Source organism: Fulvimarina thalattae (assembly GCF_040239565.1).
Classification (GTDB): domain Bacteria; phylum Pseudomonadota; class Alphaproteobacteria; order Rhizobiales; family Rhizobiaceae; genus Fulvimarina.
The window spans coordinates 222,009-237,416 of the sequence record NZ_JBEHWS010000004.1 but is presented as its reverse complement, the minus strand read 5'-3'; the positions used below and the strand labels follow the sequence as shown (position 1 = coordinate 237,416).

The window sequence follows — 15,408 nt, the reverse complement described above, 5'->3', positions numbered from 1 at the left end:
AACGAGGGCGGCGACTAGGTCACTGGAGCAGAGGACTCACAATGAGCGATACCGCTGAACGCGTAAAGAAGATCGTCGTCGAGCATCTCGGGGTCGAGGAAAGCAAGGTAACCGAGAATGCCAGCTTCATCGACGACCTGGGCGCAGACAGCCTGGACACCGTTGAACTCGTCATGGCGTTCGAGGAAGAATTCGGTGTCGAGATTCCGGATGACGCTGCCGAGACGATCCTGACTGTCGGCGACGCGGTCAACTTCATCGAGAAGAACAAGACCACCTAATCTTCCGAAAGCTTGGCGCCAGCGGTCCGGATCGAACCTTTGGCGCTGGCAAGCCGGCTGATGGCAGCCTCATAGAGCGCGGCCAGGATCCGGTACATCAGTCTGAATGGTTCGGCGATTGTGCGTGAGATGAGACGAGTTGTAATCACGGGCGTCGGCATGGTCTCTCCTTTGGGAGCGAATGTCGGCAGCACCTGGAAACGGCTTTTGAAGGGCGAGAGCGGTGCGAACCGGGTCGACTCCTTCGATGTCGACGACCTTCCGTGCAAGATCGCTTGCGAGATTCCGAAGGGCGACGGACAGAACGGGACCTTCAATCCCGATCTGTGGATGGAGCCGAAGGAGCAGCGCAAGGTCGACGATTTCATCGTGTACGCCGTCGCCGCGGCGGCAGAAGCGCTGGACGATGCGAACTGGCATCCCGAATCTTACGAGGACCAGATCCGCAGCGGTGCGCTGATCGGTTCGGGTATCGGGGGTCTCGAAAGTATCGAGCGAACCTCGCTACTTATGGCTGAAAAAGGGCCCCGCCGGGTTTCTCCGTTCTTCATCCCTGGCAGCCTGATCAATCTTGCCTCGGGGCATGTCTCGATCCGTCACGGCCTCAAGGGGCCGAACCACTCGGTTGTGACGGCTTGCTCTACCGGCGCGCACGCGATCGGTGACGCATCCCGGCTCGTCGCTCTCGGCGATGCAGACGTGATGGTAGCAGGGGGTGCCGAATCGCCGGTCTGCCGTCTCGCTTTGGCAGGCTTTGCTGCCTGCAAGGCGCTCTCTACCCATTTCAACGATGAGCCTCAGCGAGCTTCCCGGCCATACGATCGCGATCGTGACGGCTTCGTCATGGGCGAGGGCTCCGGTATCGTCGTTCTTGAAGAATACGAACACGCGAAAGCGCGTGGCGCCAAGATCTATGCCGAGATCATTGGCTACGGCATGTCGGGTGATGCCTATCACATCACGGCGCCGGCTTCTGACGGCGACGGCGCCTATCGCTGCATGTCGGCAGCATTGAAGCGGGCCGGTATCACGCCGGATCAGCTCGATTACGTCAACGCACATGGCACCTCGACGCCTCTGGGCGACGAAATCGAATTGCGGGCGTTCGAGCGTCTCGTCGGTGATGCGGCGGATAAGATCACCATGTCTTCGACGAAATCGGCAGTCGGCCATCTGTTGGGCGCGGCTGGAGCCGTCGAAGCGATCTTCTCGGCGCTCGCGATCCGCGACAATGTCGCGCCGCCCACGATCAATCTGGACAATCCGTCGGTGGAAACGAAGATCGATCTCTGCGCCAACGCAAAGCGCGAAAAGCAGATCGATGTCGCTCTCTCGAACTCGTTCGGCTTCGGCGGAACGAATGCCTCGCTCGTCATGCGACGCGTCGCCGACTGATCACACCGAGCCGCGAGCGACCTTGCGTCGAACCGCACGCCGGGCTTTTGCCACATTGCCGTGGTGGACGATTTCTTCACGAGGGACTTCGTTTGAGAGGGGCGAGCGTTGAGCAAGGATCGGAAGGCTGAAACCTTGGAAACCGCAGAAGAGACTGCGGCTACGGGCAAGCCAGGCCGAAAGCCCAAGCGGCGTTCCCGTCTGGCGCACAGCCAGTTCGTGATCTTCCTGAATTTTTGCCTGTCGCTGGCTTTCTTCGGGGTTCTTGCGCTTGGGGCGGTGTTCTACTGGGGCAAGGGCGAATTCGAAAATCAGGGGCCGCTGAACGATGAGGCAAATTTCGTTGTCGCTCGTAACAGCTCGCTGAATTCGATCGCTGACGGGCTCGAAGAGCGCGGCGTGATTTCGAATGCGCAGATTTTCAAATTCGGTGCCAAGTTTTCCAATGTCGGTAATCAGCTAAAGGCCGGCGAATACGCCTTCGATCCCGGCGTCTCCATGCGCGATGTCATGGAGAAGATTGCCCGCGGCGATTCGGTGCAGCATGCAATTACAATTCCGGAAGGTTGGACCGTCCAGCGAGCGTTTGAGCGCATTGCCAGCTCCGAAATCCTCACTGGACCAATGCCTGGGCTTCTCCCTGAGGGCATGCTTCAGGCAGAGACCCATATGGTCCAACGCGGTATGACGCGAGAGCAGCTGGTTGAAGCCATGCACGACTCCCAGGAACAGATGATCGAGGAAATCTGGGAGGGACGGGACGAAGGGCTGCCGATCGAAGATATCGGGCAGTTCGTGACACTGGCATCGATCGTCGAGCGTGAGACCGGGATCGCATCGGAACGCCCGCATGTAGCCTCGGTCTTCGTCAATCGTCTGCGCGAAGGTATGCGGCTCCAGTCCGATCCGACGTTTCTTTATGGAATCTACGGTGGCGCCGGAAAGCCAAGCGAAGAGCCGATCACGCGTTCCGATATTGAAAGCGACACCCCGTATAACACCTACCGGATCAACGGCCTCCCGCCCGGGCCCATCGCGATTCCCGGTCGTGCAGCGCTGGAAGCGGTCGCGCATCCGCTCGATACGAACGACCTGTATTTCGTCGCCGACGGCACCGGCGGCCATGTGTTCTCCGAAACGCTCGACGAGCATAACCGGAACGTTCAGAAATACCGAGCGATCGAACGGGAACGTCGCGCCGATGCCGAGCAGGCTGCCCAGTAACTAGCTCGGCGTTGCATCCTCGGCTGTTTATGGCAGAAAGACTGCCTACTCATCTGGGAGCGCGGACATGCCGCTGATCAGTATGACCGGCTTTGCCCGTGTCGAGCGGGAAGTTCAGGGTGTTTCCCTCCGCTGGGAGCTTCGCAGCGTCAACGGTCGCAATCTCGATCTGCGTCTGCGGCTTCCGTCAGGCTATGAAGCTTTGGAACAGCGGCTTCGTACCATTGCGGGCGGTACGCTCGCCCGCGGCAATGTTCATGCCATCTTGAATGCCGGTCCTGCCAAAAGCGAGGGTTCGATTTCGATCGACGAGGCTCGTCTCGAAGCGCTTCTCGAAATCACCGACCGCATGGTTGCGGAAGGCCGCGCCGCCTTGCCACGCGCCGATGGCTTGCTGGCGATCAAGGGTGTGGTCGAGGCGAATGAGGATGGCCGGGCCGGAAAGGCTGTCGATGAAGCTTCTCTCGATGCGGCGGCCAAAACGTTCGAGGACGCGCTGGCGGGGTTGCAGTCGGCGCGTGCGGAAGAGGGAGCCAATCTCACAGCGGTCGTCTCGAACTGCGTTGATCGTATTGAGGCTTTGGCTCGGAGTGCGCGAGAGGATCGGAGCCGTGCTCCCGCCGAAGTGAAACGCCGTATCGAAGAGCAGGCGAGACAGGTCCTCGACCATGCGCCCGACGAACAGCGCCTTCTTCAGGAGCTTGCCATGTTGGTCATACGGGCCGATGTCGGCGAGGAGCTGGACCGACTCGATAGCCATGTTGCCGGTGCGCGAGAGCTCCTCGCGAAAAGCGAGCCGGTCGGCCGCAGATTTGATTTTCTGGCACAAGAAATGAATCGCGAATCGAACACGATCTGTTCCAAATCTAACGCTGTCTCGCTCACCACGATCGGTCTCGATCTGAAGGTGGCGGTCGATCAGTTGCGGGAACAGGTTCAGAATATCGAATGACGAAGATTTCAAATCAGGCCAGAACGGATTCGTTGATCGAGCGTCGAGGCTTGATGCTCGTCATTTCCTCACCCTCGGGCGCAGGGAAATCGACGATCGCCCATACGCTTATGGAAGCCGATCGCAGCTTCGCGCTTTCGATCAGCGTGACCACACGCAAGCGGCGCGGTAGCGAGGTGGACGGCGTTCATTACCGTTTCATCGATCGTGACGAGTTCATCCGGCTCCGGGATGCCGATGCGCTTCTCGAATGGGCGGAGGTCCACGGTAACTTCTACGGCACGCCGCGTGGCCCCGCCGAGGAAGCGATGCAGAGCGGTCAGGACATGCTGTTCGACATTGACTACCAAGGCGCCTTGCAGCTTCAGGAAAAAGCTGGCGACGATGTGGTCTCGATCTTCATTCTGCCGCCGTCCATGGCGGAGCTGAGGTCGAGGCTCCGGCGAAGGGCGGAGGACTCCGAAGAGACGATCGCGATCCGGCTCGCCAATTCGCGCGTGGAGATCGAGCGCTGGCGCGACTACGACTATGTGATCGTCAACGACGATCTCAATCAGGCCTACGAGGCTGTTCGTTCAATTATCACAGCCGAGCGTCTGAAGCGTGAGCGACGGCCCGGGCTTCAGGCATTTACCGAACAGCTTTTGAGCGAGCCGGCGGAGTAGCGGCGAGTTCACCAGCGGCCAGCGGACCGAAGAGCGGACTGATTTCAGCTTGCGTTGGCGATCGCGACGAATTCTTCGATCGACAGTGTTTCCGCGCGCCGTTGCGGGTCGATACCGACTTTCGACAAAAGAACTTCGCCACCGAGTGATTTCAGGCTCTGGCGCAGCATCTTCCGGCGCTGGCCGAATGCCGCGGTCGTCACGCGTTCCAGCGCCGAGAGCGATGCCGCAAGCGGTGCCTCGCGCGGCGTGAGCTGCACCACGGCGGAGGTCACTTTGGGCGGCGGTGTGAAGGCTTCTCGTGGAACGTCGAAAAGGATGCGAGCCTTCGTCCGCCATCCGGCAAGAACCGCCAAGCGCCCATAATGGTTTGTCTTCGGTGCGGCGACGATTCGCTCGGCGACCTCCTTCTGGAACATGAGCGTCAGGCTTTCCCAGCGTGGAGGCCAGACCTCGTTCGTGAGCCAATTAATGAGAAGCTGGGTGCCGACATTGTAGGGAAGATTGGCGACGATCTTCAGCTGCCCATCATCCGCGACCGCGGCCAGATCAAGGTCGAGTGCGTCCATATGCCGGACATCCAGTCGGCTCGGATAGCGGTCCTGAATGTCCTTCAGCGCCGGTAGGCAGCGCGGGTCCTTCTCTACAGCGATTACCTTCGAAGCACCGTTGGCGAGTAGGGCGCGCGTGAGGCCACCGGGGCCGGGACCGACCTCGACAACGACGCAATCTTCGAGCGGCGCGGCCTGTCGGGCGATTTTCGAGGTAAGATTGAGATCAAGGAGAAAGTTCTGGCCGAGTTGCTTGCGCGGCGCCAGCTCGTGTTCGGCGATCACCGCCCGAAGCGGAGGAAGGTCATCGATCGGGCTCAATTCTGCGAAGCCGTCGCGATGTGCATCCGGCGCGATCCAGCAGAAGCTGCCGCCATTTCACGGGCCTTCAAAATTGCTGCTTGAAAACTGTCTGGCCGTGCAACGCCCTTGCCGGCGATATCGGAAGCGGTCCCGTGATCGGGGGAGGTCCGAATGATCGGAAGACCGAGCGTGATGTTCACGGTCTCGTCGAAGGCGAGCGTCTTGGCCGGGATAAGCGCCTGATCGTGATACATGCAGATGGCGACGTCGTAGCCCTTCCGGGCGCGAGCGTTGAACATGGTGTCGGCGGGTATGGGACCCGTGGCTTCGATCCCTTCCACGCGTAGCTTTTCAATCGCCGGACGCACGATCTTCTCATCCTCCAGGCCGATGGAACCGCGCTCTCCGGCGTGAGGATTAAGTCCGGCGACGGCCAGCCGAGGCCGAGCGATGCCGAACTTTTCCTGCAAATCGCGATCGACGATGCGGCAAGTTTCCAGAATCAGGTCTTCAGTCAGAAGTCGCGGCACCTGTTCGAGAGGAACGTGAATCGTAACCGGCACGCAGGAGAGATCCGGTCCAGCAAGAAGCATGACCGGCATGATCGGTTTGCCGGTCGCCTCCGAACAGAGATGAGCCAGATACTCTGTATGCCCTGGATGCCGGAAGCCGACATCGTAGAGCGCCTTCTTCTCGATGGGGGCCGTGACGATGCCGGAAATCATGCCGTCGAGAGCAAGCGCTGTCGCGCGATCGATCGCCTCGATTGTTCCAGCGCCGTTCGCCGGATCAATCTCGCCCGGTCGGTCACTCTGCCGGTTCACCAGTGGCAGGACCGGCAGATGATCGGCGTCGCATCCGGCGGCTTCAGCAGGCGTTCGGACTTTTGCTATGCGAATAGGTCGCTTCAGCCGCTCCGCACGGCTCGCCAGCATGTCTGGATCTCCCAGAACAAAACATCCGGCCTCCCGGATGAGGCCGGTGTGATGAAGATCGATGATCAGGTCGGGACCAATGCCCGAAGGTTCTCCGACCGTAATGGCGAGCGGGAGCGCTCCGTCTGCGGATGTCATAGGCCTCTGCCCGTCAGCGCCGGACGATCTGTGCCTCTTCGCGGAGCTTTTTCAGAAGTTCCGCGTCGGCGCCGCTACCTTCCTGATTCATGGACTCCATGTCGCGCGCCTGGAACACCATCTGGGCCGCTCGGTCGTCGGAGATCTGCCGGGCATTGCAGACGCCGATGAATTCGACGCCGCGCTCGGTTTCCTTCGTCGGTGTAGCTCGGCCCGGCGAGGTCTGCATGACATCCTCTTTCCACATAGGCGGCAGTTCCGGCTGAGCCACGCGGCCGAGATCACGAACGGTCACGTCGCGAAGGCCCTTCGCGAAGGCGAAGGTCGATTCGCAAGACTGGAACCGCGAACGCATGGCCTGGGCCTCACGCTTGCGATTCGCGAGTAACTGGCCGCGCTGGCCGTTGGGGATGACGAAGATCACCTGCTGGAGGGTATATTCGGTGGTCGATGGCTTATCGCCGCCCTGTGCCAGCATGCGCTGGACGACGTCCTGCTCGCTGAGACGCTCCTCACGCTGCAATCGCTTCGACGCAGCCTGACCCCAGGCCATCTGCACGCGGATATAGTCCTTGAAGCCTTGCGGTGAGAAGCCGGCCTGCTGAAGCACCTGAGCGAGCTGCGCCTCGGATAGCTTGTTGCTCTTTGCGAAGTTCAGATAGGCCGCATTCACCGCATCGTCGGGAATGCTGATGCCCTGCCGCTGAATCTCCTGGCGCTTCAACGCCTCGTCAATGAGCTCCTCGGTTGCCTTCTGGGTGGTGTTACCACCGACCCGGCGCAGCTTGAGGAAGGCGGCGCGCTGGCGGATCTGATAGGTCGTCACGGGCATACCGTTGACGACGACGGAGACCGCGCTCGCCGCCTGGCTGCTCTCGATCCCCAGTCCGAGCGATGCTGGTCCGCCGAGACCCAGCATGGCCACCATCGCTCCACGCATCAACCACGACGTAACGTTTTGCATGCTCTTTCTTCCCTTGTTCTCAACCCAGGTCTGATTGTGGCCGCCTACAGTCTCGATGGGGCAAAAGCATGGAATTCGCGGCGAATTAGTTGCCGATGTCGTAGCTCTGCTGGAAATCGCTGATCGTCCGCAGGCCGACATTGAACATCAGAGTCGTTTCGTCCGTCTCCAGCGAATACCGGTCCGTCCTTTCGCGATAGCTCACGAGCAGGCTGAAACACTCGTCTGCGTAACGGATGCCGAAGCTCTGATCGACCAGAGCATCGTTTTCGATGTCGTAGGAGGCACTGGCCATAGCGCTCCAGTTCTGTGCGAAGTTCAGCGTCGCCGAACCCGAGACCTGACTGCGATCGTCGAGTGAGCCGTAGATCGGCTGGGCCGCGATGTTCGTATAGCTCACTGTCGCATTTCCGAGCCCGCCACCGAAGCTGTAGTCTGCGAAGACGTCCTGGCGTTTCAGATCGAAGTTGTCCTCATCGTAGCGGCCCTGGGTTCCGACCGTCACGCCGAATGGCGTCTGGAGAGAAACGAGTCCGACATAGTCGGAGACGTCATTCTCGAGACCCGAATCGAAACCGGCGAGGGCGAGATCGAGCTGATCGTAAGAGTTCCGTCCTCCGAGGTGGTAGGACTGGCCCGCAACAGCGTTGATCAGCCAGCTATTGCCGAGATCGGCTGAATAGCGGACGCCGACGTTTGCGCGGTGGCCGCCTTCGACCCGATCGTAGCCGGAGAACTTGTTGAAGGAGAACAGGTTCGTCGCATTGAAGACGAGCGTGCCAGCATCCTCGTTCGGAATAAGGCCGATGTCCTCTTCGTCGGTGCGCGCGATGATCTGGCCGATCGGCTCGATCACGTGCGAGACGCCTCCAACCTCGATTAGGTAGGGATATCGTGCTTCGAGGGCCGCCATGGCCATGCCGCGTGAGCCGGATCGATCAATGTCCACCGCACCGCTGTTGTCGAGCAGGTATTGCGGGACACCATTGGCAAAAAATGGGTTGCCGAAGCCGTCGGATTCCATGTTCGCCGAATAAAGATCGCCTCGGACGGCAGCGGTTGGTTTCAGCACCAGCCCGTTCGACATCGTATAACGGTCGGACCAGGCAAGTTCCGCCGTGCCGCGGGTGTAATCGCCTTCAAGTCCGTTATTTCGGTTGAAGTTCGGATTGTAGAAGAAACCGTCTTCTGGCTGGACGCAGACTTCGCGCAGATTCTCGTTGAGCATCAACGAGGTGTTGCAGATCTGGCTGAAGTCCTCCTTGTCGCGGCTGAGAGACGCCACGTTGACGTCGAACTCGATTTCACCACCCAGAACACTTTCCTGTTCGATCCGTTCGTAATCGAAGACCGGAAGAACGGTCGGCTGCTCGTCGTCCCGATCGGGATCGATTGTCTGGTAGTCAAATTCCTGGATGCGCAGATCGAAGAAGCTCTGATCGCCGAGGCCAGTCAAATAGACTTCAGACGTTTGGATCGTGTCGTCGAACCCATCGATCTCGTAGGTGTTGGAGAAGTTACGGTCGCTCTGGAAAAGCCAGTCCCAACCGAACGTCCACTGCTCCGAGAGCGCGAACCGGCCCTTAGTACCGATCATGCCGCGATCGGTGTTTGCGTAATCCGGGCTTTCTACCACGCCGCCGCCGCGGACGAAGTTATCGTCTTCGAACTCGTAGCGATCCTGCTGGCTGATGCCCGCCGCCTGGAGTGTAATGATGCCATTCTGGAAAGCTTGGCGGTATTCGATTTCGCCAAGAAATCCCTGCTTGGTGTAATAGGTGCCGGCGACCGTGAAATCCTTGTCGTCTGAAAGAGCGACAAAATAGGGAACACGCAGGCCGTAACCGCGTCCGTCTCCAGACTTGAACTCCGGTGCCAGGAAGCCTGACTTGCGCTTCACCGTTGGGTCCGGAGACTGGAAGTAGGGCAGATAAGCGATCGGCGCGCCGAAGAACTCGAACTGCGCCCCGTAATAACGGATTTCCTTGTTCTGCTGGTCCCAGACGATTTTGCGCGCCTTGACCTGCCAAAGCGGTGGGCGGTCCGGATTTTCGCGGCATGCCTCACAGGCGGTGTAGACACCGCGGTTGAACGTGGTGACGGAACCATCTGCACGGGTCGCGGACGCAGCGGCGAAGCGCGTGTTGTCCGGCGTCTCGATGCGCAAGGCCTGAACGAAGCCGTCTCGGAAATCGTCGGTCAGATCGAGCTGGTCAGCATAGATGCGATTGCCGTCTGGCTGTTGCAGTTCGACATCGCCGCGGGCTATCAGCCTGCGTGATCTCTGGTTGTAAATTAGCTCGCGAGCGACGACCTTGTAGTCTCCGTAGTCGACCTGAACACCGCCGCTCGCAGAAACGAGCGCGCGTTCGCTGTCATAGGTGACGGTGTCAGCTTCCAGAAAAAGCTGGGCGTCGGTCGGAACATCTGCGCTCAGTGCCGGCACGGCCTGGGCCATGGCGGGCTTCGCACCGACGGCCGCAAACGCTGCAGACAGAGCGAGGGCCGTACTGCACAGAAGCACCGATTTTCGCGATCGTTCGCCGATCCCCATCGGCCAAACCCCGCGTCCCCTCAATTCACTCAATCTACCCATCCTCCTGGTGCAGCAGGATCGTTACGCCGAACAGTCCCGCGGCCAGGACTGGAAACCACGCCGCGATGATTGGTGGTACGACGTCATTGCTGCCCAGGGCTTTTGCCAAGAACGTCACGACGTACAACACAAAACCGGCGAGCACTCCACCAACAAATACCCGCCCAGGCTGCGCGGTTCGGGAGAAACGCGTGGCCACGGTCGCCGCCAGAAGTGTCATCGCCACGAACAGCGCAGGCTGTGCGATGAGCGTATGATACTGCATGGAGAATGCCATGGAGTTAAAACCCAAGCTCGCGGCGACATCTATCTTCGAACCGAGGTCCCAAATCGAAATCGTTTCGGGATCGGCCAATCTCTGCTCGATATACTCCGGTCTGAGGCTTGTCGGGAGGCGGTACTCGACGAGATCACGCGGAGTGTAACCAATCCGCGTCACTCTTGGCCGCAGCAAAACCCATTCCTGGTTCCCCAATGTGGCGCGCGGAGCATCGATTCTTGTCTCCACGGATCCATCGTCAGCCATCACGAAAGCCGACACGTTGGAGAGGACGCGGCCGTTCTCGGCCACCTGTTTGGCCCCGATAATGGACGTTACGCCCTCGGCTTGCTGGCGTAGCCACGGCGTCTGCAGAGCCGTTGACGCAGGCTCTCTGCCTTGCGCGGTCGCCTCGATATTCGCCGCTGTCGCCTTGGCCATCGCCGCAAGCGGGTTGTAGGCGAATGTCGCAAGGAGGCCGAGGAACAGCGAGCCGGCGATAAACGGAATGAGAATCTGCCAGGTCGAGACGCCGGCCGCTCGCGCGACCACGAGTTCCAGCTTCCGGTTGAGCGAGATCAGCGTGAAGATCGACGAAAAAAGAATGATGAAGGGAAAGGCCTGCTCCATAAAGGACGGAACCCGCAGTGCGGAGAAGGCGAGCAGCAGGCCAAATGACCCATCGGCCAGAACCGATCTCCGGCCCAGTTCCACGAGATCTATGAGAAAGATCAGCGCGCTGATTGCGATCAGCGTCGAGAAAAAATTGAAGAGATACAGCCTGAAGAAGTAGCGGTTGAGGGTCCAGCGGTTCATCGCGCGGTGCCCTCGCGTCGGCGGGGCGGACGTGATGTCAGGTTTTTTCGGACGAAAGCGAGCAGCTTTCGGGGCAGGTCGAAGACTGTCTGGATGATCGGTGTCTGGGCGATATTCGTGCCACGCGAGATCAGAATGATGTTGAAGAGACACGCCGCAAGCGGCAGCGCATAGGCGAAAATCGCCATGATCGGATTATCCGTGATCATGCTCAAGGCAAGGAATGCGGCCGCCTTTAGCCCGACAGCGCCGGCTAGACCGAGGGTCATCGCCGCGTTCGACGCCTGCCGGTTTGTCTGCGGCTGGCCTGCGACAACGACGGCCCAAAGCGCGAAAGCGATGCAATAGAGCCAGGAGGTGAACCGGTCAGTTGCTTCTTCGATGTAGCGCCCCGGTGTCTTTTGGAAGATCTTGTCGTCAGGATCAGGGTCGACGAGAGTGAGGGTCGAGAGTTCCGAGGTCCGCGTCCAGTCATCCTTATCCGAAGGCTTCAGGTCCGACAGATCGAAGGCGTATGTCTGGAACTCGATGACGGAGACCGAATTGCCGCGTTTTGGCTTTCGGTGGAGTTGTCCGTCGAACAGCATCAGCACCGACTGATCGTCCGTATCGAGTATCGAGGCTTCCGCCGCGAAATAGGTGAGATCAAGATTGGGGTCGCGGGTGTCCTGAATGAACAGGCTCTCGATCATCGAGCCATTGGTCTTGCCGACCGAAATTACGAGATCGGACGAGATCCGCTCGAAGCGGCCCGGTCTCAGAAACAGCGTGATCGTATCGACATTGATCGAGCGCACGCCGTTATAGAAGGCGCTCGAAGCCAGAGGGCCGATGCCGTGAGCGACCGTCAAGACGAGAAGGGCGCCCGCAAAACCGAGGTAAAGGATCGGCTTCAAAATGACCCGCATGGACGCGCCGGACGCCGCGATCACCGCGCGTTCGGAGTCGGCGTTAAGGGCATTCAGAACCTGAATCGAGCCGAGGAGAATCGCGAAGGGCACGACGCCGGCCGCCAGATCCGGCAATAGCATCAGGGCGATCCAGAGAATGTTGCCGGCAGCGGACGCGCTGGTCTTAACTATGTCGATTCGCGAAAGAGCCTGAACGATCCAGACGATGAGTGCGAGCGAGAGGAGGGAACCGACCGAAGACGTGAGGGCACGTCGGAAGATGTATCGTTCAATGAGGGTCATCCGGCCTCTGCTGCAAGTTCACCGGCGTGTTTCAAACGTCAACGCGTCCAAATTGCGACCCCGAGGGCAATGCATGGGCTGCCCTCAACCTTACCGGAACGTATCGCATTTAAGCTAATATTCGGCGAACGAACGTCCTTAACGCGACATTTGCCCACTCTGCAAAGCCGGAGTCTGGTTTTCTCTTGATCGAGGACCATGATAGGCATTCCGCACAAGCGCCGGCTCCGGCCCGGCGATCCTTCTCATGCCCTCATAAACTGGACCCGACATGGCGAGCCTTCCGAATATCCGATTTGCGAATATCGACGAAAAAGCAGAGGGGGTTTTCGTCATTCTCGGCGGCGAGGATGCGAGCCTTGCCGACGACCATGCCGCGCTTCGCGATTTCGTCGCCAAGGCCGCAACCGCAAGCCGCTTCAAGGGGAAGGCGCTCGCCAAGCTCGATCTCGTCTCTCCCTCCGCGATTGATGTCGATCGCCTGCTGGTTCTCGGCACGCATCACGACCGCGAGCCGGTCGAGGAAGACTGGCTGAAGCTCGGCGGTACGATCGCAGCGGCTACGAAGGGCGCCGAAAAGGTCACCATCTCCACGACTGTTGCGGGTGATCGGCCGATTTCTGCCGAAGAATCTGCAACGATCGCTGCTGGCATGCGCCTGCGTGCTTATGAATTCGACCGCTACAAGACGAAAAAGAAGAAAGATGACGAGGGCGAAGAAGGCGAGACGCCGGCGTCCGACATCACAATCCTCGTCTCAGACGTCGCCGCGGCGGAACAGGCCTACGAAGCCGAGCGCGCCCTGAGCGACGGCACGATGCTCGCCCGCGATCTGGTTAACGAACCCGCAAACATCCTCGGTCCCGTGGAATATGCCGAACGGGCGGAGCAGCTGAAAGACGTCGGCGTCGAGGTCGAAGTTCTCGGACAGAGCGAGCTCGAAGACCTCAAGATGTACGCTTTGCTGGGCGTCGCGCAGGGCTCGCCGCGCCCGCCGCGCCTCGTCGTCATGCGCTGGAATGGCGGTGAAGAAGGCGAGCAGCCCATCGCCTTCGTCGGGAAGGGCGTCGTCTTTGATACCGGCGGCATCTCGATCAAGCCGGCCGGGTCCATGGATGAGATGAAGGGCGATATGGGCGGTTCAGCCGCCGTCGTCGGAGTCATGCACGCGCTCGCCGCCCGAAAGGCGAAGGTCAACGCGATCGGCATCATCGGTCTCGTCGAGAATTCAGTCGACGGCAATGCCCAGAGACCTGGCGACATCGTGACCGCGATGTCCGGGACCACGATCGAGGTCCTGAACACCGATGCGGAAGGCCGTCTCGTTCTCGCGGACGCCCTCTGGTACTGCCAGGATCGTTTCAGGCCGAAATTCATGGTCAATCTCGCGACCCTGACTGGTGCGATCGTTGTCGCGCTCGGCAATCATCAGGCCGGGCTGTTCTCAAACAACGATGAGCTGGCCGATCGCCTGTTCTCGGCGGGAACGGTGAGCGGTGAGAAGGTTTGGCGCCTGCCGCTCGCGCCTGAATACGACAAGATGATCGAGGGCAAGTTCGCCGACATCAAGAATATCGGCGGCGGACGCGCCGCGGGCTCGATTACGGCGGCACAGTTCTTGCAGCGCTTCGTCAACGATGTGCCATGGGCCCATCTCGACATTGCGGGTACGGCAATGGGCTCTCCGTCCAACGCCTACAACCAGTCCTGGGCTTCGGGATTTGGCGTGCGTCTGCTCGAGCGCCTGGTCCGCGACCACTACGAAGCCCGCTGAGGCGGAGGGGCATTTCAGGTGGCGGAAGTCCTCTTCTATCACCTCACCGAAAGCCGCTTGGAGGAGGCCCTGCCGGACCTCCTCCAGCGCTCGCTCTCGCGTGGATGGCGCGTGGTCGTTCAGTGTGCGAGTGACGAGCGGCGGGACGGTCTCGACAACGTCCTCTGGACTTTTCGTGACGACAGTTTCCTTCCGCACGGGACGGATGTGGAAGGCCATCCGGAAAGCCAGCCGATCCTGCTGACGACATCTACGGAGCAGGAAGCGAACAGGCCTGATGTGCGTTTCATGGTCGACGGCGCGACGCCCGGCGATCTCGACGGGTATGTCCGCGGCATCTATATGTTCGATGCGTTTGACAACGATCAGATGTCTCATGCCCGCGAGCGCTGGAAGGCCGAAAAGGCTGCCGGCCATGACCTGACTTACTGGCAGCAGACCGAAGATAGACGCTGGGTCAAAAAAGGCTGATTCCGAACATCGGTCTGTCGGCGACTGTTTTTTAAGATCAGTTGAGGAGGCGGTAGTCGGTCAGTGAGATCAATCGCCGGAATGCTCATCGCTCGCGGCGATGAACCATTTGGGCCATATGCTCACAGCCACTGCGAGTCCGAGCAGATTGAGGTAGGCTGCGAACTCCAGAGTTTCCTCGGCCCAGACATAGACGAGCTTTCCAAATATCTCAGAGCCGATCAGCATGGAGACACTGAAGGCCGCAGGAACCGCGTAGAAGAAGGTCAATTCGCGCCACGCTTTGGCCACCGGAACACGGCGAATGGCGAGAATGGCGATGACCACTGCGATTGCAATGCTGACTGTAAGCACTTTGCCGTCCTCGGTCAGGCAGGCGCCGCCGTCATAGTAGTGCGAGCCGCAACGCGGGGTCTCGCGGACCATGGCGAGCGGAAGCAGCATGGCAAGGCCCGCCGAGAAGTAGAAGATCTCGTGCCAGCTGATCACGAGCAGACGCAAGACAATGAGTGTGGTCAGTCCGAGCACTACGGTTTGTGCGCTTTCGTACCACCCGTTCTCAACCGGGCCGATCTCCAGCGTATCGATTGGATAGAGCAGCACTGCCGCGATGGCCGCGATGCCAAGACACAGCAACGCAAAGGCTAGAAAGAGGGCGATCTCGCGAAAGGAGCGGCGCCCTATGATTGTTGCCAAGCCTTCGAACACGAAGGTGCCGACGCGATTCGCCGACGGGCATTTGTCTGTGAGTGCCAAGATATGCCGATCCGGAGAGATTTCATTTCAGTGCTGGTGAAGAGTCTGAGCCCCAGCGTCGGGCGACAATGGGCGGAGAAGCTGGCCCATGTCATGCTGAACGCAGCGTTTTCAAAGCGCTAGCCGGCAAACAGA

The 15,408-nt window shown here is 59.9% G+C and carries 14 protein-coding genes; 7 read left to right on the top strand and 7 right to left on the bottom strand.

The genetic code is table 11. From position 1 onward, the window contains the following. The first annotated feature begins 41 nt into the window (after positions 1-41). The 5 genes from ABRA89_RS07540 to gmk all read left to right on the top strand — a co-directional run bounded on the left by ABRA89_RS07540 (position 42) and on the right by gmk (position 4,517). Complete coding sequence (locus ABRA89_RS07540) at positions 42-281, top strand: acyl carrier protein (protein ID WP_007066668.1); 240 nt, start codon at positions 42-44, stop codon at positions 279-281. Between the two features lie 129 nt (positions 282-410). Beyond that, positions 411-1,676: a beta-ketoacyl-ACP synthase II gene (gene fabF / locus ABRA89_RS07535; protein WP_349940834.1), complete on the top strand. Its 1,266-nt coding sequence runs from the start codon at positions 411-413 to the stop codon at positions 1,674-1,676. 135 nt (positions 1,677-1,811) lie between these two features. Next, entirely contained in the window at positions 1,812-2,900 is a 1,089-nt protein-coding gene (gene mltG, locus ABRA89_RS07530) for an endolytic transglycosylase MltG (RefSeq protein ID WP_349940833.1), read from the top strand. 67 nt (positions 2,901-2,967) lie between these two features. Continuing rightward, positions 2,968-3,852 (top strand): YicC/YloC family endoribonuclease, encoded by an 885-nt coding sequence (locus ABRA89_RS07525; protein ID WP_349940832.1) that lies wholly within the window; start codon positions 2,968-2,970, stop codon positions 3,850-3,852. Continuing rightward, positions 3,849-4,517: a guanylate kinase gene (gmk, locus tag ABRA89_RS07520; RefSeq protein WP_349940831.1), complete on the top strand. Its 669-nt coding sequence runs from the start codon at positions 3,849-3,851 to the stop codon at positions 4,515-4,517. Before ABRA89_RS07525 ends, gmk begins: the two co-directional genes overlap by 4 nt. A 44-nt stretch (positions 4,518-4,561) precedes the next feature. Here gmk and rsmA read toward each other — a convergent pair whose 3' ends face one another. The 6 genes from rsmA to ABRA89_RS07490 form a co-directional block, all read right to left on the bottom strand. Continuing rightward, the gene (gene rsmA, locus ABRA89_RS07515; protein ID WP_349940830.1) at positions 4,562-5,389 is read right to left on the bottom strand and encodes a 16S rRNA (adenine(1518)-N(6)/adenine(1519)-N(6))-dimethyltransferase RsmA; all 828 of its coding nucleotides are present in this window, start codon (positions 5,387-5,389) and stop codon (positions 4,562-4,564) included. Next, a complete protein-coding gene (gene pdxA, locus ABRA89_RS07510) occupies positions 5,386-6,444 on the bottom strand; it encodes a 4-hydroxythreonine-4-phosphate dehydrogenase PdxA (protein ID WP_349940829.1) in 1,059 nt (352 codons plus the stop codon). Before pdxA ends, rsmA begins: the two co-directional genes overlap by 4 nt. 13 nt (positions 6,445-6,457) lie before the next feature. Next, positions 6,458-7,408 carry a peptidylprolyl isomerase gene (locus tag ABRA89_RS07505; RefSeq protein WP_349940828.1) on the bottom strand — a complete coding sequence of 317 codons (951 nt, stop codon included), beginning with the start codon at positions 7,406-7,408 and terminating at the stop codon, positions 6,458-6,460. An 85-nt stretch (positions 7,409-7,493) separates the two neighbouring features. Continuing rightward, positions 7,494-9,995: an LPS-assembly protein LptD gene (locus ABRA89_RS07500; protein ID WP_349940827.1), complete on the bottom strand. Its 2,502-nt coding sequence runs from the start codon at positions 9,993-9,995 to the stop codon at positions 7,494-7,496. Position 9,996: 1 nt separating this feature from the next. Then, positions 9,997-11,079: an LPS export ABC transporter permease LptG gene (gene lptG / locus ABRA89_RS07495; RefSeq protein ID WP_349940826.1), complete on the bottom strand. Its 1,083-nt coding sequence runs from the start codon at positions 11,077-11,079 to the stop codon at positions 9,997-9,999. Next, positions 11,076-12,272 carry an LptF/LptG family permease gene (locus ABRA89_RS07490; protein ID WP_349940825.1) on the bottom strand — a complete coding sequence of 399 codons (1,197 nt, stop codon included), beginning with the start codon at positions 12,270-12,272 and terminating at the stop codon, positions 11,076-11,078. Before ABRA89_RS07490 ends, lptG begins: the two co-directional genes overlap by 4 nt. 271 nt (positions 12,273-12,543) lie before the next feature. On the opposite strand from ABRA89_RS07490, the gene ABRA89_RS07485 reads away from it, so the two are divergent. Next, on the top strand, positions 12,544-14,046 hold the full coding sequence (locus ABRA89_RS07485) for a leucyl aminopeptidase (protein ID WP_349940824.1): 1,503 nt from the start codon (positions 12,544-12,546) through the stop codon (positions 14,044-14,046). Between the two features lie 18 nt (positions 14,047-14,064). Next, positions 14,065-14,517, top strand: coding sequence for a DNA polymerase III subunit chi (locus tag ABRA89_RS07480; protein ID WP_349940823.1), 453 nt, complete (start codon positions 14,065-14,067; stop codon positions 14,515-14,517). Positions 14,518-14,586: 69 nt separating this feature from the next. On the opposite strand, the gene ABRA89_RS07475 is transcribed toward ABRA89_RS07480, so the two are convergent. Then, a complete protein-coding gene (locus ABRA89_RS07475; RefSeq protein WP_349940822.1) occupies positions 14,587-15,273 on the bottom strand; it encodes a hypothetical protein in 687 nt (228 codons plus the stop codon). Positions 15,274-15,408 lie beyond the last annotated feature (135 nt).